The 18,763-nt window shown below is 48.4% G+C and carries 19 protein-coding genes; 6 read left to right on the top strand and 13 right to left on the bottom strand.

Going from position 1 to position 18,763, the window contains the following annotated elements; genetic code table 11:
• Positions 1–32: 32 nt before the first annotated feature.
• From ACTHTA_RS02645 to surE, 3 genes are all read right to left on the bottom strand, one after another.
• Positions 33–1,556, bottom strand: a complete 1,524-nt coding sequence (locus ACTHTA_RS02645; protein ID WP_250590046.1) for a phospholipase D family protein — start codon at positions 1,554–1,556, stop codon at positions 33–35.
• Positions 1,557–1,634: 78 nt separating this feature from the next.
• Complete coding sequence (locus ACTHTA_RS02640; protein ID WP_003686291.1) at positions 1,635–2,546, bottom strand: peptidoglycan DD-metalloendopeptidase family protein; 912 nt, start codon at positions 2,544–2,546, stop codon at positions 1,635–1,637.
• 93 nt (positions 2,547–2,639) lie between these two features.
• A complete protein-coding gene (gene surE / locus ACTHTA_RS02635) occupies positions 2,640–3,395 on the bottom strand; it encodes a 5'/3'-nucleotidase SurE (protein WP_003686460.1) in 756 nt (251 codons plus the stop codon).
• Positions 3,396–3,493: 98 nt separating this feature from the next.
• Here surE and ACTHTA_RS02630 point away from each other — a divergent pair, with 98 nt between their 5' ends.
• Entirely contained in the window at positions 3,494–3,832 is a 339-nt protein-coding gene (locus tag ACTHTA_RS02630) for a hypothetical protein (RefSeq protein ID WP_004520298.1), read from the top strand.
• 54 nt (positions 3,833–3,886) lie between these two features.
• Here ACTHTA_RS02630 and ACTHTA_RS02625 read toward each other — a convergent pair whose 3' ends face one another.
• Positions 3,887–4,255: a rhodanese-like domain-containing protein gene (locus ACTHTA_RS02625; protein WP_308887469.1), complete on the bottom strand. Its 369-nt coding sequence runs from the start codon at positions 4,253–4,255 to the stop codon at positions 3,887–3,889.
• 112 nt (positions 4,256–4,367) lie between these two features.
• Positions 4,368–4,703, bottom strand: coding sequence for a carboxymuconolactone decarboxylase family protein (locus tag ACTHTA_RS02620; RefSeq protein WP_308887470.1), 336 nt, complete (start codon positions 4,701–4,703; stop codon positions 4,368–4,370).
• A gap of 129 nt (positions 4,704–4,832) precedes the next feature.
• Here ACTHTA_RS02620 and ACTHTA_RS02615 point away from each other — a divergent pair, with 129 nt between their 5' ends.
• Entirely contained in the window at positions 4,833–5,789 is a 957-nt protein-coding gene (locus ACTHTA_RS02615) for an AraC family transcriptional regulator (RefSeq protein WP_308887471.1), read from the top strand.
• A 101-nt stretch (positions 5,790–5,890) separates the two neighbouring features.
• Here the strand turns inward: ACTHTA_RS02615 and typA are convergent, their stop codons facing one another.
• Positions 5,891–7,702 carry a translational GTPase TypA gene (gene typA / locus ACTHTA_RS02610; protein ID WP_440364300.1) on the bottom strand — a complete coding sequence of 604 codons (1,812 nt, stop codon included), beginning with the start codon at positions 7,700–7,702 and terminating at the stop codon, positions 5,891–5,893.
• 419 nt (positions 7,703–8,121) lie between these two features.
• Between typA and bfr (ACTHTA_RS02605) the strand changes: the two genes are divergently transcribed.
• Positions 8,122–8,586: a bacterioferritin gene (gene bfr, locus ACTHTA_RS02605; protein WP_003686357.1), complete on the top strand. Its 465-nt coding sequence runs from the start codon at positions 8,122–8,124 to the stop codon at positions 8,584–8,586.
• Between the two features lie 29 nt (positions 8,587–8,615).
• Positions 8,616–9,089 carry a bacterioferritin gene (gene bfr, locus ACTHTA_RS02600; RefSeq protein ID WP_003686403.1) on the top strand — a complete coding sequence of 158 codons (474 nt, stop codon included), beginning with the start codon at positions 8,616–8,618 and terminating at the stop codon, positions 9,087–9,089.
• Positions 9,090–9,210: 121 nt separating this feature from the next.
• Here the strand turns inward: bfr (ACTHTA_RS02600) and ACTHTA_RS02595 are convergent, their stop codons facing one another.
• Positions 9,211–10,326: a class I SAM-dependent methyltransferase gene (locus ACTHTA_RS02595; RefSeq protein WP_308887472.1), complete on the bottom strand. Its 1,116-nt coding sequence runs from the start codon at positions 10,324–10,326 to the stop codon at positions 9,211–9,213.
• A gap of 226 nt (positions 10,327–10,552) precedes the next feature.
• Here ACTHTA_RS02595 and ACTHTA_RS02590 point away from each other — a divergent pair, with 226 nt between their 5' ends.
• Positions 10,553–12,346 carry a 2-isopropylmalate synthase gene (locus tag ACTHTA_RS02590; RefSeq protein ID WP_440364299.1) on the top strand — a complete coding sequence of 598 codons (1,794 nt, stop codon included), beginning with the start codon at positions 10,553–10,555 and terminating at the stop codon, positions 12,344–12,346.
• Positions 12,347–12,428: 82 nt separating this feature from the next.
• Here the strand turns inward: ACTHTA_RS02590 and ACTHTA_RS02585 are convergent, their stop codons facing one another.
• The 5 genes from ACTHTA_RS02585 to ACTHTA_RS02565 all read right to left on the bottom strand — a co-directional run bounded on the left by ACTHTA_RS02585 (position 12,429) and on the right by ACTHTA_RS02565 (position 15,059).
• Positions 12,429–12,761 carry a hypothetical protein gene (locus tag ACTHTA_RS02585; protein WP_315116257.1) on the bottom strand — a complete coding sequence of 111 codons (333 nt, stop codon included), beginning with the start codon at positions 12,759–12,761 and terminating at the stop codon, positions 12,429–12,431.
• A 95-nt stretch (positions 12,762–12,856) separates the two neighbouring features.
• Positions 12,857–13,342 (bottom strand): 5-(carboxyamino)imidazole ribonucleotide mutase, encoded by a 486-nt coding sequence (gene purE, locus ACTHTA_RS02580; protein WP_003686478.1) that lies wholly within the window; start codon positions 13,340–13,342, stop codon positions 12,857–12,859.
• Between the two features lie 80 nt (positions 13,343–13,422).
• Positions 13,423–14,178, bottom strand: a complete 756-nt coding sequence (locus ACTHTA_RS02575) for a tetratricopeptide repeat protein (RefSeq protein ID WP_308887475.1) — start codon at positions 14,176–14,178, stop codon at positions 13,423–13,425.
• A gap of 14 nt (positions 14,179–14,192) precedes the next feature.
• Positions 14,193–14,861, bottom strand: coding sequence for an O-methyltransferase (locus ACTHTA_RS02570; protein ID WP_308887476.1), 669 nt, complete (start codon positions 14,859–14,861; stop codon positions 14,193–14,195).
• 12 nt (positions 14,862–14,873) lie between these two features.
• Entirely contained in the window at positions 14,874–15,059 is a 186-nt protein-coding gene (locus ACTHTA_RS02565) for a DUF3460 family protein (RefSeq protein ID WP_308887477.1), read from the bottom strand.
• A gap of 216 nt (positions 15,060–15,275) precedes the next feature.
• Between ACTHTA_RS02565 and ACTHTA_RS02560 the strand changes: the two genes are divergently transcribed.
• A complete protein-coding gene (locus ACTHTA_RS02560) occupies positions 15,276–16,628 on the top strand; it encodes a polynucleotide adenylyltransferase PcnB (RefSeq protein WP_308887478.1) in 1,353 nt (450 codons plus the stop codon).
• A gap of 118 nt (positions 16,629–16,746) precedes the next feature.
• Here the strand turns inward: ACTHTA_RS02560 and rpoD are convergent, their stop codons facing one another.
• A complete protein-coding gene (rpoD, locus tag ACTHTA_RS02555; RefSeq protein WP_308887479.1) occupies positions 16,747–18,699 on the bottom strand; it encodes an RNA polymerase sigma factor RpoD in 1,953 nt (650 codons plus the stop codon).
• Positions 18,700–18,763: the final 64 nt, after the last annotated feature.

Genomic DNA, 18,763 nt, shown 5'->3' with positions numbered 1-18,763 from the left:
CCGGCCGCATGATTTCTGTTTTCAGGCGGCCTCTATAATAATCCTTCTATGGGTAGGATGGACAGGATTTTTGAAGTAATCCGTTTCCAGAACTTGGCTTCGGGTTCGTGTGCGTAAGTTCGTTTTTCGCTTGGGTCATACCAGTATAGTTTGTTGTAATTGCCAAGCGTTACCTGATAGGCGTAGCTTGGTGTGGTCGTTACGAGGGTACGCTGCATTTGGCCTGCGATTTCGGGGCTTTCGATGACGACGCCCATTTCGGTATTGAGGCGTGCGGAGCGTGGGTCGAGGTTGAATGAACCGATGAAAATGCGTTTCTCGTCCACGATGAATGTTTTGGCATGCAAGCTGGTGGCGGAGCTACCGGTCAAGCCGCGGTCTTTGGAGGTCGGAACGGCGTGGTTGGGCTGGAGCTCGTAAAGTTTGACTCCTGCTTTAAGCAAGGGCTTGCGGTATTTGACGTAGCCGGAATGGACGGCGGCAACGTCGGTTGCCTGGAGGGAATTGGTCAGGACGGTAACATCCACGCCGTTGTGAATCAGCTTTTCTATGGCCTTAACGCCCGATTTTGTGGGTACAAAATAAGGGGAAACAAGATAAACGCTTTTTTCGGGTTGCTTGAGGGCATCTTGTAGGCGTTCGGAAATAGGCGGTTTGTGCCGGTCGCGGTCTAAGCCTTTGGCCGGGTCATCGCTGATCAGGCGTGTGCTGACGCTTTGCCACTCCATAAGGTTGCTCTGCATTTTTTGATATAGGTTGGAGTGTTCGATGCTTTGACGGTAGCGGATGAGCGTTTGATTTTTATCTTGGTCGGTGTAATTGAGCTCTGCCAATCCTTTTTGCAGGTTTCCCCGCTTGATGATGCTGGTCGCGTTGTAGGCGGAGTGGCTTGCCCAATAGCGGTCGAAATCTTGGGAAACTTCGGTTACGACGCGGCCTGTGGCGAGGATATCGAGGTCGGCAAAGATGGTATCGTCGTTAACCTTAAAATATTCGTCGCCGATATTGCGTCCGCCCAAAATGGTGGCACGGTTGTCGGCGGTAAACGATTTGTTGTGCATTCGGCGGTTGAGTCGCGGAAAGTCGGCAACGTAGCCGAGTGCACGCCATTTTCTGAAAATAAAGGGATTAAACAGACGTACTTCGATATTGGGATGATTGTCGAGTGCCAGCAGGAGATCATCCATGCCGTTGGTGTTGTTGTCGTCCAGAAGCAAACGCACACGGACGCCGCGTTCGGCCGCGCGATGAATCAGGTTGAACAGAAGCTTGCCGGATATGTCGTTGTGCCAGATATAGTATTGCAAATCGAGGGTATGGTCGGCGGATTCAATCAGGGCTGCACGGGCGACAAAGGCTTCATGGGCATCGTTCAGCAGATAGATATGGGAAACATCGGTCTTGGAGGACGTAGAAGGAATGCCTAATGCGCTGTCCAGCCGTGGGGTTGCAGGTATGTCAAGATAACTGCTTTGGGTGCGTTCGTCCAATGATGGCAAAAACGCGGCGCAACCGCCCAATAGCAGGGTATAAAGAAAGGGAAGATGAAATTTCATGGGAAACCGGTACAAACAATCCCTACCTAAATGACATTTAGGCAGGGATTGAATTGAAATTAGGTTGCTTGAATCAGCTTAGAAGGCAACATAATTTGCCGGATTGACCGGTTTGCCGTTTTGACGGATCTCAAAGTGCAACTGGGTACGAGATGCATCGGTATTACCCATGTGCGCAATGGTTTGACCGCGTTTAACGGTTTGGTTTTCATTAACCAGCAGACGTTGGTTGTGACCGTATGCGCTCAAGAATGAGGAGTTGTGTTGGATGATGACCAAGTTGCCGTAACCGCGCAAGCCTGAGCCTGCGTAAACGACTTTACCGTCTGCCGCTGCAACAACCGGCTGGCCTTGCGTACCGGCGATATCTACACCTTTGTTGCTACCGCCGAAGTTGGCGATAACGTTACCAGTAGTCGGACGCTGCCATGTGATGCCGCTGACGTTGCGGCTGCTGCCGGTAGACACGGTTGGTGTATTAGCAGGAGTGCTTGGGGTTGGAGCAGTGGTTGTCGTTGTTGGAGTAGAAGGTTTGCTTGCAGAAGCTGCAGGTGCAACGTAGCCTTCAGGTTTTACGCGCAGGGTTTGACCAATACTGATGGTGTTGTCGGCTAGGTTATTCCATGCACGCAGATTGTCTTGGGTAATGTTGTAGCGTTTGGAGATGTTGTAAACGGTATCACCACGAACAACAGTATGTGTCGCTGCATTAATATCAACAGGTGCGTAAGAAGGCGTGTAAGTGCCGGTGCTGCCGCTGTTGTACGTTGGAGCAGGTGTACTTGCCGGCGGAGTGTATGGAGCATCTGCCGCTGGGCTGGTGTTGGTATTGTAAGGCGCTGCACCGTAAGGATTGTCAGCGGTAGAGCTTGTTGTTGAACCACCGCTTTGTGTGCCGACGACTACAGGAGCCGGTTGTTGGCTGGCACAGGCTGCAAGTAATAAAACCAAAGCTGCCGATCCGGCATAAGATACACTTTTTTTCAACATGTTAATGACTTTCGTATTCGGGTAATTGTTCTCGTCGAGGCATATCATAATAAAAATATGCTTGTTTCTCAAGTGTTCGGCTGTTAGGGACTGTTAAGGCGCAGGGATTTCTGACCAAAAGGAAGCGGTTTGCTCCATTTGTCCGTAGGCAGTCAAATCGACTTGCAGGGGGGTAATCGTGATGAAGCCGGACGCGCATTCGCCAAAGTCGGTACCTTCTTCGCTGTCGGAAACATCGCCGACCGGACCAATCCAATAAATTTGTTCGCCACGTGGATTATACATGGGAACAATGCTTTGTTCATGATGACGACGGCCGAGCCGTGTAATTTTTATGCCTTGGATATCCTCAGGTGCGACGGCAGGGATATTGATGTTCCATAAGATGGGTTCGGAAATAGGACGTTTGAGAAAGTAGGAAAGCAGTATCCAAGCGGCTTTTTCCGCGGTTTCCCAATAACGGCCGCTGGAATCGGCAAGCGAGAAAGCAATAGCGGGAATGCCCATTAAATAGGCTTCCGTTGCGGCGGCAACCGTACCGGAATAAAGTGTATCGTCGCCCATGTTTGCGCCGTTGTTAATGCCGGACAAGACTAAGTCGGGTTTGAAGTCGGCAAGGGCGTGCTGGCCGACATGAATACAGTCGGTAGGAGTGCCATTGACATAGTAAAACCCGTTTTCCGCCTGTTTCAGTTGTAAAGGACGGTCTAAAGTCAGGGAATTACTGACGCCGCTGCGATCGCGTTCGGGCGCAACCACCCTGACATTGGCAAATTCTGCGCACACTCTTGCCAAAACAGCCAAACCGGGCGCAAGATAACCATCGTCGTTTGAGATTAATATGTTCATGTGACAATATTGTGACTATCGGTAAGATGGGCGGTATTGTACTGGTTTGCTTGAGCGATTGTCCACGAATCGGCAACGTTTGGGCGGAAAGGATAATAATGAAACATTATGAGTTAGACCCCAAAGCTTTATTGGGCGGCGTGATTGCTTCAGACGGCAATCAGGAGATTGTTCAGCTTTCACTGCAGAAAAATAATGAAATTCCGGCCTATGAGGCGGATGCGATTATTTTGCTTTTGGTTTTAAACGGCAAAGCCGAAATCAAAACGGTGGACGAAGTTTTGCAAACCGAAGGCTTACAAGTTATCCGTCTTGAGCCGATGGAAGCGCACAGTATTCGCGCGTTGGCTGATAACACCAATATCTTGGTTATCAAACAATTGATTCATGAAACCGGTCTCAGCAAACGTTTGAGATTTGGAAGTTGCTGCCTGTAATGCAATAAAGGCCGTCTGAAAAGTTTCAGACGGCCTTTTTAAAATCAACTAGGTTTATTTTAACCCTTTTTTCACCAAGTCTTCATAACCGCCATGGTTGGTTACGTTGGTGTAGCCGGCTTTTTTCAGCTCAGTCAGCGCGGCTTCTGCACGGCGGCCGCTGCGGCAGTAGAGGTTTACCGGCGCATTTTTATCCGGGCTGACAGATTTGATATGGTCAACGATTTGGTCATGCGGAATATTGAGCGCACCTTGCAAATGGCCTTCTTTAAATTCTTCGGCAGAGCGGACATCAATCCAAACGCCTTTTGCTTTTGCAGGTTGTGCCGCGCTTTTTTCAACCTTAGGCATAGAGGCTGCGGAAGCGGCCAAAGGAGTGGCAATAGCGGCGGCAAAAAGTACGGCGGTCAGCAGTTTCTTCATGGTTCAATCTCCTATTAGACAGAAAACAATATGATAACTTTATCAGTTTAGCATTTCATCAGGCCGTCTGAAAGGGGAGTAGGCTTTCAGACGGCCTGATTTTACAAACCGATTAGCGTTGGGTTTCTACTGCTTCCAAAGCGCGCAAAGCGTAGGTATAAGCGGCACCTGCATTCAGGGCGATAGCGGTGGCCAATGCGCCGGCGATTTCGCTTTCGGTTGCACCTGCTTTGGCTGCTGCGGCGGCATGCACGCTGATGCAGCTTTCGCAACGTGTGGTAATGGCAACGGCAATGGCGATCAGTTCGCGTGTTTTGGCATCCAGTGCTTCGGCAGCGGCTGCTTGATCCAGTGCACCGTAGGCTTGCAGCATTTTAGGATGGTTTTTACCCAGTTCACCGAATGATTTTTTTACCAAGGCGGTATGTTCAGGCCAGTTTTTAAACATGATATGTCCTTTCTTAATGTGAGTGGATAAGATAAAAAATCCTATCCGTTTGTGTTTGGTGTGTGTATTATTGCAATAATTGGAAGATTAAAATCGTCAAAACATCTCATTTATTGGTAGAAAAACACTATGGATATTTTGGATAGGCTGGTCGAATTGGCGCAGGTAAAAGGCAGTGTGGATGTTCAATGTCTGTTTCAGGGGGAATGGTATGTGCGGCATGAACCAAAGCGTGCGCATGGTTTGGTGCATATCGTAACTGCCGGTTCGGGTTATATCCGAATTGATGGGGAGCAAGAGGCCAGGCTGCTGAGTGCAGGGGATGTCATTTTTTTCCCGCGCAGCGTAGGCCATACTTTGAGCAGTGACAGCAGTTGTGAAAATCTCGGCGTCAACGTGCTGACGAGTGGAAAAGGCGCATTTAAAGTCAAGCAGAGTCATGCAGGAGGCGATGCGGCTTTGCATCTTTTCTGCGCGCGGTTTGAATATGAAGCGCAGGCGGATATTATGGCAGGGCTGCCTGATACGGTTTTACTGAATATCAACCATCCTTCTTTGCAGTATTTGGTGGCATTGTTGCAGTATGAGAGCGGTCAGGCTTTGTCTGGCTCGGTAGCGGTTGTGAACGCATTGGCTTCGGTGTTGTTAGTATTTCTACTTCGAGCCAGTCTGGAGAAAAATGGGGCAGCGCAATTAAGCGGTTTGCTGAATGGTTGGCAGGACAAACGCCTGCGGAATCTGCTTCAGGCAGTAGTGGATAAGCCGGAAGAAGAATGGAATATCGAGAAAATGACTGCGATGGCCAACTTATCTCGCGCCCAGTTAATGCGGGTATTTAAGCAGCAGACGGGAACAAGTCCACATGCCTTTGTTAACAGTATCCGCTTGCAGCAGGGAGCATTATTATTGAAACAGACGGCGGATTCGGTTTTATCGGTTGCGCTCTCGGTCGGTTTTCAATCGGAAACGCATTTTGGCAAGGCATTTAAAAAGCAATATGGGATATCGCCGGGGCAATATCGTAAGAATGATCGCGCTGATGAACCGGCGGTACAAGCGGAAGAAATGCCGATTTACTTTATTTAAACAGATGATAAAAGGCCGTCTGAAAGTGTAAAAATGAAATCTAAGATTTCCGAAACACTTTTCAGACGGCCTTAATTTTAAAACATATCAATCAAACAGAATTAGTCCAGTTTTTTGAAATGACGGCGACGTTCCAATTCGCTCAGGTAGCGTTTACGCAGGCGGATGGATTGTGGCGTAATTTCAACCAGTTCGTCATCGTCGATGAACTCAACCGCACCTTCCAAAGTCAATTTGATCGGTGTAGTCAGGCGCACGGCTTCATCTGTACCGCTGGCACGAACGTTGGTCAGTTTTTTACCTTTCAGAGGATTTACCACCAAGTCGTTGTCGCGGCTGTGGATGCCGATAATCATGCCTTCGTAGATTTTATCGTTGGGCGATACAAACATACGGCCGCGGTCTTCCAGATTCCATAAGGCATAAGCGACGGCTTCGCCTTGCTCTTGGGAAATCAGTACGCCGTTGTGGCGGCCGGGCATATCGGGTTTCACGGGCGCGTAGTCGTCGAATACGTGGCTCATCAGACCGACACCGCGCGTCAGGGTCATGAATTCGCCTTGGAAACCGATTAAGCCGCGCGCGGGAATATGGTATTCGAGACGGGTCCGGCCGTTGCCGTCGCTTTCCATATTGGTCAGTTCGCCACGGCGGCGGCCGAGTTCTTCCATTACCGCGCCTTGGTTTTCGTCCGGTACGTCCACGGTCAGGTTTTCATAAGGTTCGCATTTTTGGCCGTTAATTTCGCGGTAAACGACGCGCGGCTTGCCGACTGCCAGTTCAAAGCCTTCGCGGCGCATGTTTTCCAACAAAATGGTCAGGTGCAGTTCGCCGCGTCCGGATACGCGGAACACGTCGGCATCGGCGGTATCTTCCACGCGCAGGGCGACGTTGGTCAGCAATTCTTTTTGAAGACGGTCGCGGATTTGGCGGCTGGTCACGAATTTGCCTTCGGTACCTGCCAGCGGGCTGGTGTTCACCATAAAGTCCATGGTCAGCGTCGGTTCGTCCACGCTCAACATCGGCAGACCTTTGGGATTGTCTTTGTCGGTAATGGTCACGCCGATACCGATGTCTTCGATACCGGAAATAATCACGATGTCGCCGGCTTCGGCTTCTTCAAGCGGTACGCGTTCCAAACCTTTGAAACCCAAAAGCTGGTTGATGCGGCCTTGGGCGATTTGCTGCTCGTGGTTCATAACAGCAACGACTTGGCCGGGTTTGATACGTCCGTTCAGGATACGACCGATGCCGAGGCGGCCGGTGTAGTTGTCGTAGTCGAGTTGGGAAATTTGCAGTTGCAGCGTTTCGTCCGCGCTGCCGCTCGGTGCGGGCGTATGTTTTAAGATGGTGTCGAACAGCGGGCGCATGTCGTTGCTCTCGTCGGTTTCTTCCAGTTTGGCGAAACCGGACAGGCCGGAAGCGTAGACAATCGGGAAGTCCAACTGTTCGTCGGTTGCACCCAAGTTGTCGAAAAGTTCGAAAGTTTGGTCGATGACCCAGCTCGGACGGGCGGACGGTTTGTCGATTTTATTGATGACGACGATTGGTTTCAGTCCCAAAGCCAAGGCTTTTTTGGTGACGAAACGGGTTTGCGGCATCGGGCCTTCCTGCGCATCCACCAATAATACGACGCAGTCCACCATACCCAAAACGCGTTCCACCTCGCCGCCGAAGTCGGCGTGTCCCGGAGTGTCGACGATGTTGATGTGGTAGCCTTCGTAATCGATGGCGGTGTTTTTGGCAAGGATGGTGATGCCGCGTTCTTTTTCAAGGTCGTTGCTGTCCATCACGCGTTCGTCGACGTGCTGGTTGGCGCGGAATGTGCCGGATTGGCGCAGCAATTGGTCAACTAATGTGGTTTTGCCATGGTCGACGTGGGCGATGATGGCAATATTGCGGATTTGTTTCATGATGATTTATGTGTTTCAGCTAGGTGCTTAAAAAAAAGATAACTGGTAATTATAGCACGATTCCTAAGTGTTGACGGAGTAGAAGATTCAAAAAAATGAGGCAAAAGCAGTTGAGAATAATTCATAATTAAATTTGATTGATTTTGTTGGATTATTTGCTTTTATTTATGGTTAACGAATGTAAATGTTTTTGAATGATGCAATGGATTCTTAATACTAATGTCAAAAAAATGTTATTAAAAACAGTGGATTAATTTTTCAGACGACCTTTTAGGCGGGTTAAATTTTTTGATAATTGTTTGTATTTTAAATAGAAAATTTGTCAAAAGTGCTACTTGTGCATACAATTACGTCATTCCATAACAACACACGAATCTTCATTTCGTGATCGTCAACTTTTAAAAGAAAGAGAAAGAATTATGCAAGGCAACCAAGCAGTTATTGATTACATGAACGAATTATTGTCTGGTGAGTTGGCTGCTCGCGACCAATATTTTATCCACTCTCGCATGTACTCTGAATGGGGTTACACCAAACTGTTCGAACGTTTGAACCACGAGATGGAAGAAGAAACCACTCACGCTGAAGACTTCATCCGTCGTATCCTGATGTTGGGCGGTACTCCTAAAATGACCCGTGCCGAGCTGAACATCGGTACCGACGTAATTTCCTGCCTGAAAGCAGACTTGAACACTGAATACGAAGTACGCGATGCGTTGAAAAAAGGCATCAAATTGTGCGAAGAAGCTCAAGACTATGTTACCCGCGATTTGATGGTTGCTCAACTGAAAGACACTGAAGAAGATCACGCTCACTGGTTGGAACAACAACTGCGTCTGATCGAATTGGTCGGCGAAGGCAACTACTACCAAAGCCAACTGTAATCTAGCGTATAACGTATAAGGAGCTGAAAATGAAAGGTGATCGCTTAGTTATCCGCGAATTGAATAAAAACTTGGGCTTGCTTTTGGTTACCATCAACCAATACTTCCTGCATGCCCGCATTTTGAAAAACTGGGGCTTTGAAGAATTGGGCGAACATTTCTTCAAACAATCCATCCGCGAAATGAAATCCGCAGACGATTTGATCGAGCGTATTTTGTTCTTGGAAGGCCTGCCTAATCTGCAAGAGTTGGGTAAACTGTTGATCGGTGAATCTACCGAAGAGATCATTGCCTGCGATCTGAAAAAAGAGTATGAAAAACATGATGCTCTGGTTGCAGCCATCGCTCTTGCAGAAGAGCAACAAGACTACGTCAGCCGTGATTTGTTGGAAAAACAAAAAGACATCAACGAAGAACACATTGACTGGCTTGAAACTCAGCAGGAATTGATTGGTAAAGTTGGTTTGCCAAACTACCTGCAAACAGCGGCGCAAGAGGACTAAAACACAAACCACTGTCAAATATAGCAGTCCCTGCTCCCATCAACGGCATATCTTTACGGATATGCCGTTTTCTTTTATGGAAATGCTTTAAGGCCGTCTGAATGTTCAGACGGCCTTGATTTTATATCGTTTTCAAACGGTATAGATAAGTAGTTTCCTTGTTTCTGGCAAACGCCAAAGGATCGGTTTCATCTATTGCTTTTTTGTGTTGCGGTTTGGTTTTCAAAATATCAACTACATTGAGCGAGGCCGTCTGAAAGCATTGGTTTAGAAAGTCTTTATCGTGCAAATGCAAGTGTTCTGCTAGATCTGAAATAATCAACCAGGCTTCGCCGTTTGGATTTAAGTGCTTGCGTACGCCGTTGAGGAACGCAGTCAGCATGGCATGATTGGGGTCGTAAAGGGCGGTCTCAATAGCGGAGGTAGGTTTTGCCGGTAACCAAGGCGGATTGCAGACGATAAGGTCGGCGCAACTTTTTGGAAATAAATCAATCGATTGGATATTGACAGCTTTATTCAAGCCTAGGCGTTTGAGGTTTGCTGTGGCGCAGGCAATTGCTTTGGGGTTGGTGTCTGTGGCAATAATGTTGGGTATGCCTCGTTTGGTCAAAATTGCGGCAATAACACCTGAGCCGGTGCCGATGTCAAAGGCCGTCTGAATATTGGGAGCGAGTGGTGCTTGGGCGATTAAATCCAAATATTCGCCACGCAATGGAGAGAATACGCCGAAAGGAACATGGATTTTTCCGTCAAGCTGCGGAATGTCTATGCCTTTTTTGTGCCATTCGTGCGCACCGATAAAGCCCAGTAATTGATTCAGCGGTAATAGAAACGGTTTGTCGTTTAGTGTGTCGTAAACATCACACAGAGCGGCGTAGATGTCGGGTGCGCGTGCATTGTCCAGTTGAAAATTCGGTTGGATTTCAACGGCAAGCATATTGAACAAACGGCTTTGTTGGGCCTGTTTCATACGGTGGGCGTGAAAGGCCGTCTGAATATTGGCAGGCGCGTCTTTCTTTTTTTCAGACGGCCTGCGGATACGTTTTTTCATTGCGACCAAGACTTGCTTGGCATTGTGAAAATCGCCAGTCCAAACAGTTGCAGTTTGCTCGTGGGCATTTTTTAAAATTTCTGCTGCACCTGCTTCTTGGATGTAAACCGCCTGCTTGGGCGGCTTTTGTGTGCTTTCGTTGCGCCATTCGATGTCGGAGCGGTTGGTAGGGATAGTGTGGGGCATAATGTGTTTCAAATCAGGGAAATAGGGGATTAGTTTACTATATTTAGGATATGTTCGGTTTGAGAGGAGCTTTTAATAGTCTAAATTAGACAAAATGTATAAAAATTTCTCAGGTTTTAAAATTTATACCAATATTTTGATAAAAATAGATTGTCGTTTTGTCTAAAATGAGTATAATGCACAACCAGAACACAATAATCTTAATCAGATTTGGACAAGGAACATCATGCAATTAGACATTGACCGTTTGGTTGCCTATTTTGGTGGCGTAAACGCGCTGGCCGAAGCCCTGAAACAGCACGACCCAGAAAATGCGGCGACCACAGCGGCTATCTACAAATGGCGTACACGCGGTTCCCTGCCTTTGGCTCAGTTGCAAAAACTGACCGCTTTGGCGGAAGCGCAAGGCAGACCGCTTGATTTGAATGCTTTTTTACAAAAAAACGAATCTCTGGAGAGAACAGAAATGACACAGACCAATCGTGTAATTATTTTTGACACTACCATGCGCGATGGCGAGCAGTCGCCCGGTGCATCCATGACCAAAGAGGAGAAAATCCGTATTGCCCGCCAGTTGGAAAAGATGGGTGTCGATGTGATTGAGGCAGGTTTTGCAGCAGCCAGTCCGGGCGATTTTGAATCGGTTAATGCGATTGCCAAAATCATTACCAAATCTACAGTTTGCTCATTGGCGCGTGCCGTTGAAAACGATGTGCGCAAAGCAGGCGAAGCTGTTTCCCCCGCTCCGAATAAACGTATTCACACTTTTATCGCTACCAGCCCGATCCACATGGAGCACAAACTGAAAATGAAGCCGCAGCAGGTCATCGATGCGGCGGTCAAAGCGGTGAAAATTGCCAAAGAATACACTGACGATGTGGAATTTTCTGCCGAAGACGCAGTGCGTTCGGATTTGGACTTCCTTGCCAAAATCTTTACGGCGGTTATCGAAGCGGGGGCGACTACTATCAACATTCCTGATACTGTCGGCTACTCCATCCCTTCCGTATGGTACGAGCGTATCAGCAACATCATCAAAAGCGTTCCCAATGGCGACAAAGTAGTTTGGTCGACCCACTGCCATAATGACTTGGGTATGGCGGTTGCTAACTCATTAGCTGCTGTTCAGGCAGGTGTGCGTCAGGTGGAATGTACCATCAACGGTTTGGGAGAACGCGCAGGCAATGCCAGCCTTGAAGAAATCGTGATGGCGTTGAAGGTGCGTCATGATTTGTTTGGCTTGGAAACCGGCATCGATACCACGCAAATTGTGCCGGTTTCCAAACTGGTATCTACTATCACCGGCTATCCGATTCAGCCAAACAAAGCAGTAGTCGGCGCAAACGCCTTTGCGCACGAATCAGGCATCCACCAAGACGGCGTGTTGAAACACCCTGAAACCTATGAAATCATGACTGCCGAATCAGTCGGCTGGTCAACCAACCGCCTGACTTTAGGCAAATTGTCCGGCCGTAATGCTTTCAAAACCAAGCTGGCTGATTTAGGCATCGAGTTGGAAAGTGAAGAGGCATTGAATGCGGCATTCGCACGCTTCAAAGAGCTGGCGGATAAGAAACGCGAAATCTTTGATGAAGACTTGCACGCTTTGGTGTCTGATGAAATGGGCAGCCTGAATGCTGAAAGCTACAAATTCATTTCCCAAAAAATCAGCACTGAAACCGGCGAAGAACCACGCGCCGATATTGTGTTCAGTATTCGCGGCGAAGAAAAACACGCTTCCGCTAGCGGATCAGGCCCTGTTGATGCCATCTTCAAAGCCATTGAAAGCGTGGCGCAAAGTGGCGCAACCTTGCAGATTTACTCTGTCAATGCGGTAACTCAAGGCACGGAAAGCCAAGGCGAAACTTCCGTCCGCCTGCAACGTGGCGACCGTGTGGTCAACGGCCAAGGTGCAGATACTGACGTATTGGTGGCAACTGCTAAAGCCTATTTGTCTGCGCTGAGTAAATTGGAATTCGGCCAAGCCAAGCCAAAAGCGCAAGGCAGAGGCATGATTTAATGCTTTGAACAAGTAAAGGCCGTCTGAAAACGTTATGATGCGTTTCAGACGGCTTTTTTATTAGTCCGAAGAACCAGCTCGGTTATTGAAGTTTAAGCAGCCTATCTTGTTCGACGGATAATACGCCGTTTACCTTTTTAAAATAGGCAATGGCATCTTCAATCTTGGTCTTGGAAGACGGACGAATAGCAATGCCGTTCAGGTTTTTGTATTCATAAATCAAACTTGCGCCGGAGGCTTTCACTGCTTTTAGCAATGGCGCGGAACCGGTTTGAGCATCATAGAAGATAATCAGGTTGCCGGTAGTATCTTGGGCTTGTTGCTGAGATGGAGTAGCGTTTGATTGGGCAGGAATACTTGGGCTTTGGCAGGCGTAAAGCAGGGTGGAGAGTAGGACGAATAGAGGCGTTTTCATAATGTTGATTTAATTTGATCATTAAACAAGGCCGTCTGAAAAGTGTAAAACGAAATCTAAGTTTCCTTTTACAACTTTCAGACGGCCTTAGTCCGTTATGCTTCAGGCAATTCCATGGCTAGAACGGTTTGCTCTTGTTTGGCACGGAAAGCCGCCAATTTTTCAGCCAATTCAGGATTTTCGTTGGCTAAAAGTGAAATGGCAAACAGCGCCGCATTGGCCGCGCCTGCTTCGCCAATGGCAAATGTGGCAACTGGAACGCCTTTGGGCATTTGTACAATCGAAAGCAGGGAGTCTTCGCCGCGCAGATATTTGCTGGGCACGGGAACACCCAAGACGGGCACCGTGGTTTTGGCTGCAACCATGCCTGGCAAATGCGCTGCGCCGCCTGCGCCGGCAATGATGGCTTTGATGCCGCGTTCGCGTGCGGTTTCGGCGTATTCAAACATCAAATCAGGCGTACGGTGTGCAGAGACGACACGCGCTTCGTATTCAACGCCGAATTCTTTGAGAAATTGTGCTGCCTGCTGCATCACCGGCCAATCGCTGTTGCTGCCCATAATAATGCCGACTTGGATCATGAAGAGTTCCTTTTGCTTGAATGGATTAAGGGTAAAAAAATATTCAGACGGCCTTAGGAATGACAAGGCCGTCTGAACGTTTATCTTTGTTTAAGGCTGATAGAAGCGCGTTTTGCCGCTTCACTATTGGGGAAGCTTTGTATCAGTTTGCGCCATGTGCTGCGGGCGATGTCTTTTTGTTGCAGTTTGTATTGGCACTGGCCGATGCTGTACATGGCATCAGGAGCTTGTGGGCTGTTGCGGAATCGGTTGGCGTAGCGGTTGCCGATTTCGATAACGGATTCGCAGTTGCCCAGACGTTGTTGGCTTTGCAGTAGCAGATACATATTGCGGCGGGAAATTTCGCTGCCGTTGCCGCCGTCTGCCTCTTTCAAAATGGCCACTGCGGCGGAGAAGTTATTGCGTTGGTAGTATTTTTGCGCCTGATTATAAAGGCGCAGTTCGTTTTGTGCGGCTGAGTCTGTTTCAGACGGCACGCCGCCGCCATTGGCCAAATAATTCATTTTCAGCTTGCGGTCGTCCAATCGCTGGGCTTTGGGTTGGGAAGCCGAAGTAGTCGGACGTTTGATGTTTCGTTGTTGTTCCAATGTGTGCAAGCGTTGATTTAATTCTTCAACCGTGCGTTCCAGTCGGGCGATTTGTATGCCTAAGTGGTCAATCTGGGTTTGTTCGTCCAAACGCGGATAGGGGATACTTTTTTCGTGCAAAGGCTCACGTGGAATATCAGGCAGGACAAAGTTGGGATTGTCGGCAGATTGGGGAGAGTGGGAAACAGTGCATGATGCGGCCAATAGAGTAAGCGGCAAAAGAAACAGGGAATGTGATAATGTTTTCATCGGATTGTGTCGTTTTATTTTTTTAGTAGCAATGTCAAACCGTCGCCGACAGGCAGGGTAATGGGAATAATGCGTGTATCGTGCGGCAGATTTTGGTTGAAATGGCGCAGGATATCCAAGCTGGGCGGATCGTTTTCGGCTGCTTCATTCATGACGCGCCCACCCAGCAAGATATTGTCGATGGCAATCACGCCGCCACTCCGTACCAGTTGCAAACAGCGTTCGAAATATTTCGGCGTAGGTGGTTTGTCGGCATCGATAAGTGCCAAGTCGTAGCTTTCTGATTCGCCTTGCGCAATCAAATCGTCCAAAGTCAGCAAAGCCGGTTGCAGATGAAGCAAGATTTTATGCGCTATGCCTGCTGCCTGCCATGTTTCGCGGGCAATATCGGTAAAGGTTACATTGATGTCGCAAGCCGTGATTTTGCCGTCTTCGGGGAGGGCAAGCGCCATGGCGGTGCTGCTGTAACCGGTAAAGACGCCAACTTCCAAATATTTTTGGGCATTCAATAATTTGGCCAACCACACCAACATTGCTGCCTGCTCTTGGGCGATGGCCATCTTTCCCAGACGATGTGATTGGGTACGCTCGCGCAATGCGGTCAAAACGGGATGTTCGGATTGACCGATGCTGTTGAGGTAATGTTGTAATGCCGGATCGGTATTGTGCGTGTTGGTTGTCATGCCGATACGGGATTAGTCTTGATAGTAGGTATAGGGTTTTTTGTTGACTTTGGCCGCTTCAAATTCGGCCTGTTCTGTCGGATTGAGGGTAACATCCCACAGCAAATGGCGGTTTTCGAGGCGTTGTGCTTCCATTTCGGGATTGTCTTCCATGAGTTTGTCGAGGAATTTGGTAGCTTCGGATTTGTAATGGTACATGATGTTCTGCCTGAATCGTTGTTAGACCGTCATTATAGCCGATATTTTTTGTCAATACGCTAATTAATCGAACTTCCATAAGGTATAATGGCACGTCTTTTTTAGGCCGTCTGAAGCCTTTGCTCAATGTTTTGCCCCTTCTGCGGCAGAATATTGTGCAAAGGCTTAAGCCAGACAAGTTTCAGACGGCCTTTTTTATTGTGAAAAGAGCTGCTTATGTTAAAAAAATGGCTGCATAAAGTGTTGCCTAAAAAACACGTCAAATCGTTGCCTGAAAAGGAAATTATCCCGCTTGAGCAACACGGTATCCGCGCGGATATGTTGAGCTTTGCTGCGGAGAAAATTGCCAAACGCCTGCATGAAGCCGGTTTTCAGGCTTATGTTGTGGGCGGTGCCGTTCGGGATTTGTTGCTCGGGGTTGAGCCCAAAGACTTTGATATCGCAACCGATGCCACGCCGGAGCAAATCCGCAAAGTATTCCGCCGCAGCCGCATTATCGGCCGCCGCTTCCAAATCGTTCATGTGATGATCGGACCTGAAACTATTGAAGTCACGACGTTCCGCGGTGGCGATAAGGTTCAGCAAAATGCGCAAGGCCGTATTATGAAGGACAATACTTACGGCAGTATTGAAGAAGATGCCATGCGTCGCGACTTTACTTGCAATGCGCTGTATTACGACCCGATTAAAGAGGAGATTTGGGACTTCCATCAGGGCGTGGCTGATGTTGCCGATAAAAAATTGGTGATGATAGGCGATCCTGCCGAACGCTATCAGGAAGATCCTGTCCGTATTCTTCGCGCTGTACGTTTATCGGGCAAGTTGGGTTTTGAAGTAGAAGAGCAAACTGCTTTGCCGATTGCCGAATATGCAGGCCGTCTGAAAAATGAGCCGGTGGCCCGTCTTTTTGATGAAATTCTGAAAATCCTGTTTTCCGGTTATTCCTGTGCCTGTTTGAAACGGTTGAACGAGTTGAGTATTCCCGAAGGCATCCATCCGCTTTTAGATGCTTTGAAAACTGCCGAAGCGGCCGACAAACGTATGATTATGTTGGCGTTGAAAAATACCGACGAGCGTATCCGTGCGGATAAGTCCGTTTCCGTTGGTTTCGTATTGGCGGCGGTATTGTGGCCGACACTAAATGCTATGTGGCAACGAAATCTGAACCATGGACAAAAACCTGTCCCTGCATTGATGGATGCGATGAACACTATGCGGGATACGGTAGAGAAAGGTTGGGGCGTGCCGCAACGATTTTCTGCAACCATGCGTGAAATCTGGCAATTTCAGCCGCAATTCGACAATATGCGCGGTGCACGCCCGTATCGCCTGCTATCACAAGCCCGTTTCCGAGCCGCTTATGATTTCCTGATTTTGCGTAGCGAGGTTGGCGAGGTTGATAAAGAGATGGCTTCTTGGTGGACAACTTTCCAACATGCCGATGAGGAAACCCGTCAGCAAATGACTGCGGCCAATGATCACAAACGTCAGAAACAAAGTGGATCAACTGATGGAAAACTCAAACGTCGCCGTCGTCGTCCGAAAAAGAAAACCACTGAGGCTGAATAAATTATCAAAATAAATTTAAGGCCGTCTGAAACCATTGAATCTTTTGAGATTTGGTTTTTCAGACGGCCTTTTCGTATTCCAATAAAAAACCGCAGGTCTTTCAACCTGCGGTTTGTTTTTACGATTTGTTTTCTTCGCTGTCGAGGAAGCTGCGGAGGCGGTCGCTGCGAGTTGGGTGGCGCAGCTTGCGCAGGGCTTTGGCTTCGATTTGACGGATACGTTCACGGGTTACGTCAAATTGTTTGCCGACTTCTTCCAAAGTGTGGTCGGTATTCATATCGATACCGAAACGCATACGCAAAACTTTGGCTTCGCGCGGTGTCAGGCTCTCGAGGATTTCTTTGGTTACTTCGTGCAGGCTGGTGTACATCGCAGCTTCTGCCGGCGCAACGTTGTTGGCATCCTCGATAAAATCGCCCAAGTGCGAATCATCGTCATCGCCAATCGGTGTTTCCATGGAAATCGGCTCTTTGGCGATTTTCATGATTTTGCGGATTTTGTCTTCCGGCATTTCCATCAGCTCGGCCAGTTTGGCAGAATCAGGCTCTTCACCGGTTTCTTGCAGGTATTGGCGCGAGATACGGTTCATTTTGTTGATGGTTTCAATCATGTGAACCGGAATACGGATGGTACGTGCTTGGTCGGCAATGGAACGGGTAATTGCTTGACGAATCCACCATGTGGCGTAAGTTGAGAACTTGTAGCCGCGGCGGTATTCGAATTTGTCCACCGCTTTCATCAGACCGATATTGCCTTCTTGAATCAAATCAAGGAACTGCAAGCCGCGGTTGGTGTATTTTTTGGCAATGGAAATAACCAAACGCAAGTTGGCCTGAATCATTTCCTGTTTGGCTGCTGAGGTTTCTTTTTCGCTCAACACCATGTTTTTGTTGATTTCTTTCAACTCTTCGATGGAAATGCGGGTTTCGGCTTCCATATTTGCCAGCTCGGTTTGTTTTTCGAGGATGGCGTGGCGGAAACGATCCAATGCGTTTGCCCATACACGGCCTTTGGCTACTTCTTCTTCTACCCATTTCAAATCAGTAATGGCGGGCAGAAAGTTTTTGATGAAGTAGTCGCGTTCCATGCGGACGCGGTCGATACAGATGTCGCGGATTTCACGCTCAAGTTTGCGGATGTTTTCAACGCGGCTGCGCAGGCTGCTGCTCAGGTTTTCGATTTGACGTGTGGCGAAACGGACTTCCAACAGTTTGTTGGCAATGGCATCGCGGTGTTTCAGATAGTTGGCGTGCTGACTACCGTGTTTTTCCAACTGCTTGATCATTTTGCCGTATTCGCTCTCGATAAAGGCGAAATGTTCCAAAACTTTTTGCTTCAGTTCGGCCAAATGGGCGGCGGACATGGCATCGGAGTCGCTGCCGGAGTCGTCTTCATCTTCATCGTCGCCATCTTCATCATCGCTATCGGTTTCGCCTTCTTCGTTATCTGGTTTGGCATTTTCCAAATGACCCAAGCCCAATTCGTTCAATAAGACTTCGTTAGGGTCGATGATGGCTTCAACGACTTCATCCACACGGATTTCATCGTTGCGGACTTGCTCGATCAAAGCCAGAATTTCAGCAATCGAGCCTGGGCAGGCTGAGATTGCCTGCACCATGTTTTTCAGTGCATTTTCGATTTTTTTGGCGATGATGATTTCGTCTTCGCGCGTCAACAGATCGACTTGCCCCATTTCACGCATATACATGCGCACAGGGTCGGTAGTGCGGCCGAATTCTGAATCTGCGCTGGAGAGTGCTGCTTCGGCTTCTTCAACGGCATCGTCATCGGTCATGGCGGCGGCGTTGTCGCTCAAGAGGATGTCTTCAGCATCAGGGGCTTGCTCGGTTACTTGGATGCCCAAGCCGGAAATCATGCTGACGATGTTGTCGATTTGCTCGGCATCAGACATATCGTCGGGCAGGGCGTCGTTAATTTCGGAATAAGTGATGTAGCCGCGTTCTTTACCCATGATAATGAGTTGGCGCAGACGCGCGCGTTGCTCTTCGATACTCAAGGGACGGTTGTCGTCTTGGTCTTGGTATTCTTCGTAGTTTTGATTTTTAGACATGGATTGCTCTCTAGGTTGATAGGATGCCGACGGTTTACGGTGATGTGGCCGTACCTGAAGGCGG

It is taken from the genome of Neisseria sp. P0013.S005, assembly GCF_051958425.1.
Taxonomy (GTDB): domain Bacteria; phylum Pseudomonadota; class Gammaproteobacteria; order Burkholderiales; family Neisseriaceae; genus Neisseria; species Neisseria subflava.
Note: the sequence above shows the minus strand (reverse complement) of the source record. Positions and strands in the feature narration are given on the sequence as shown.

What these genes read in the sequence shown, in the direction of transcription:
- typA (WP_440364300.1), bottom strand. Translation starts at nt 7,702, where the DNA reads ATGAAACAAATCCGCAATATTGCCATCATCGCCCACGTCGACCATGGC.
- ACTHTA_RS02585 (WP_315116257.1), bottom strand. Translation starts at nt 12,761, where the DNA reads ATGAAAACGCCTCTATTCGTCCTACTCTCCACCCTGCTTTACGCCTGC.
- ACTHTA_RS02595 (WP_308887472.1), bottom strand. Translation starts at nt 10,326, where the DNA reads ATGCCCCACACTATCCCTACCAACCGCTCCGACATCGAATGGCGCAAC.
- bfr (WP_003686403.1), top strand. Translation starts at nt 8,616, where the DNA reads ATGAAAGGTGATCGCTTAGTTATCCGCGAATTGAATAAAAACTTGGGC.
- ACTHTA_RS02620 (WP_308887470.1), bottom strand. Translation starts at nt 4,703, where the DNA reads ATGTTTAAAAACTGGCCTGAACATACCGCCTTGGTAAAAAAATCATTC.
- ACTHTA_RS02570 (WP_308887476.1), bottom strand. Translation starts at nt 14,861, where the DNA reads ATGACAACCAACACGCACAATACCGATCCGGCATTACAACATTACCTC.
- ACTHTA_RS02575 (WP_308887475.1), bottom strand. Translation starts at nt 14,178, where the DNA reads ATGAAAACATTATCACATTCCCTGTTTCTTTTGCCGCTTACTCTATTG.
- ACTHTA_RS02625 (WP_308887469.1), bottom strand. Translation starts at nt 4,255, where the DNA reads ATGAAGAAACTGCTGACCGCCGTACTTTTTGCCGCCGCTATTGCCACT.
- bfr (WP_003686357.1), top strand. Translation starts at nt 8,122, where the DNA reads ATGCAAGGCAACCAAGCAGTTATTGATTACATGAACGAATTATTGTCT.
- ACTHTA_RS02615 (WP_308887471.1), top strand. Translation starts at nt 4,833, where the DNA reads ATGGATATTTTGGATAGGCTGGTCGAATTGGCGCAGGTAAAAGGCAGT.
- ACTHTA_RS02640 (WP_003686291.1), bottom strand. Translation starts at nt 2,546, where the DNA reads ATGTTGAAAAAAAGTGTATCTTATGCCGGATCGGCAGCTTTGGTTTTA.
- purE (WP_003686478.1), bottom strand. Translation starts at nt 13,342, where the DNA reads ATGATCCAAGTCGGCATTATTATGGGCAGCAACAGCGATTGGCCGGTG.
- ACTHTA_RS02565 (WP_308887477.1), bottom strand. Translation starts at nt 15,059, where the DNA reads ATGTACCATTACAAATCCGAAGCTACCAAATTCCTCGACAAACTCATG.
- ACTHTA_RS02645 (WP_250590046.1), bottom strand. Translation starts at nt 1,556, where the DNA reads ATGAAATTTCATCTTCCCTTTCTTTATACCCTGCTATTGGGCGGTTGC.
- ACTHTA_RS02560 (WP_308887478.1), top strand. Translation starts at nt 15,276, where the DNA reads ATGTTAAAAAAATGGCTGCATAAAGTGTTGCCTAAAAAACACGTCAAA.
- surE (WP_003686460.1), bottom strand. Translation starts at nt 3,395, where the DNA reads ATGAACATATTAATCTCAAACGACGATGGTTATCTTGCGCCCGGTTTG.
- rpoD (WP_308887479.1), bottom strand. Translation starts at nt 18,699, where the DNA reads ATGTCTAAAAATCAAAACTACGAAGAATACCAAGACCAAGACGACAAC.
- ACTHTA_RS02590 (WP_440364299.1), top strand. Translation starts at nt 10,553, where the DNA reads ATGCAATTAGACATTGACCGTTTGGTTGCCTATTTTGGTGGCGTAAAC.
- ACTHTA_RS02630 (WP_004520298.1), top strand. Translation starts at nt 3,494, where the DNA reads ATGAAACATTATGAGTTAGACCCCAAAGCTTTATTGGGCGGCGTGATT.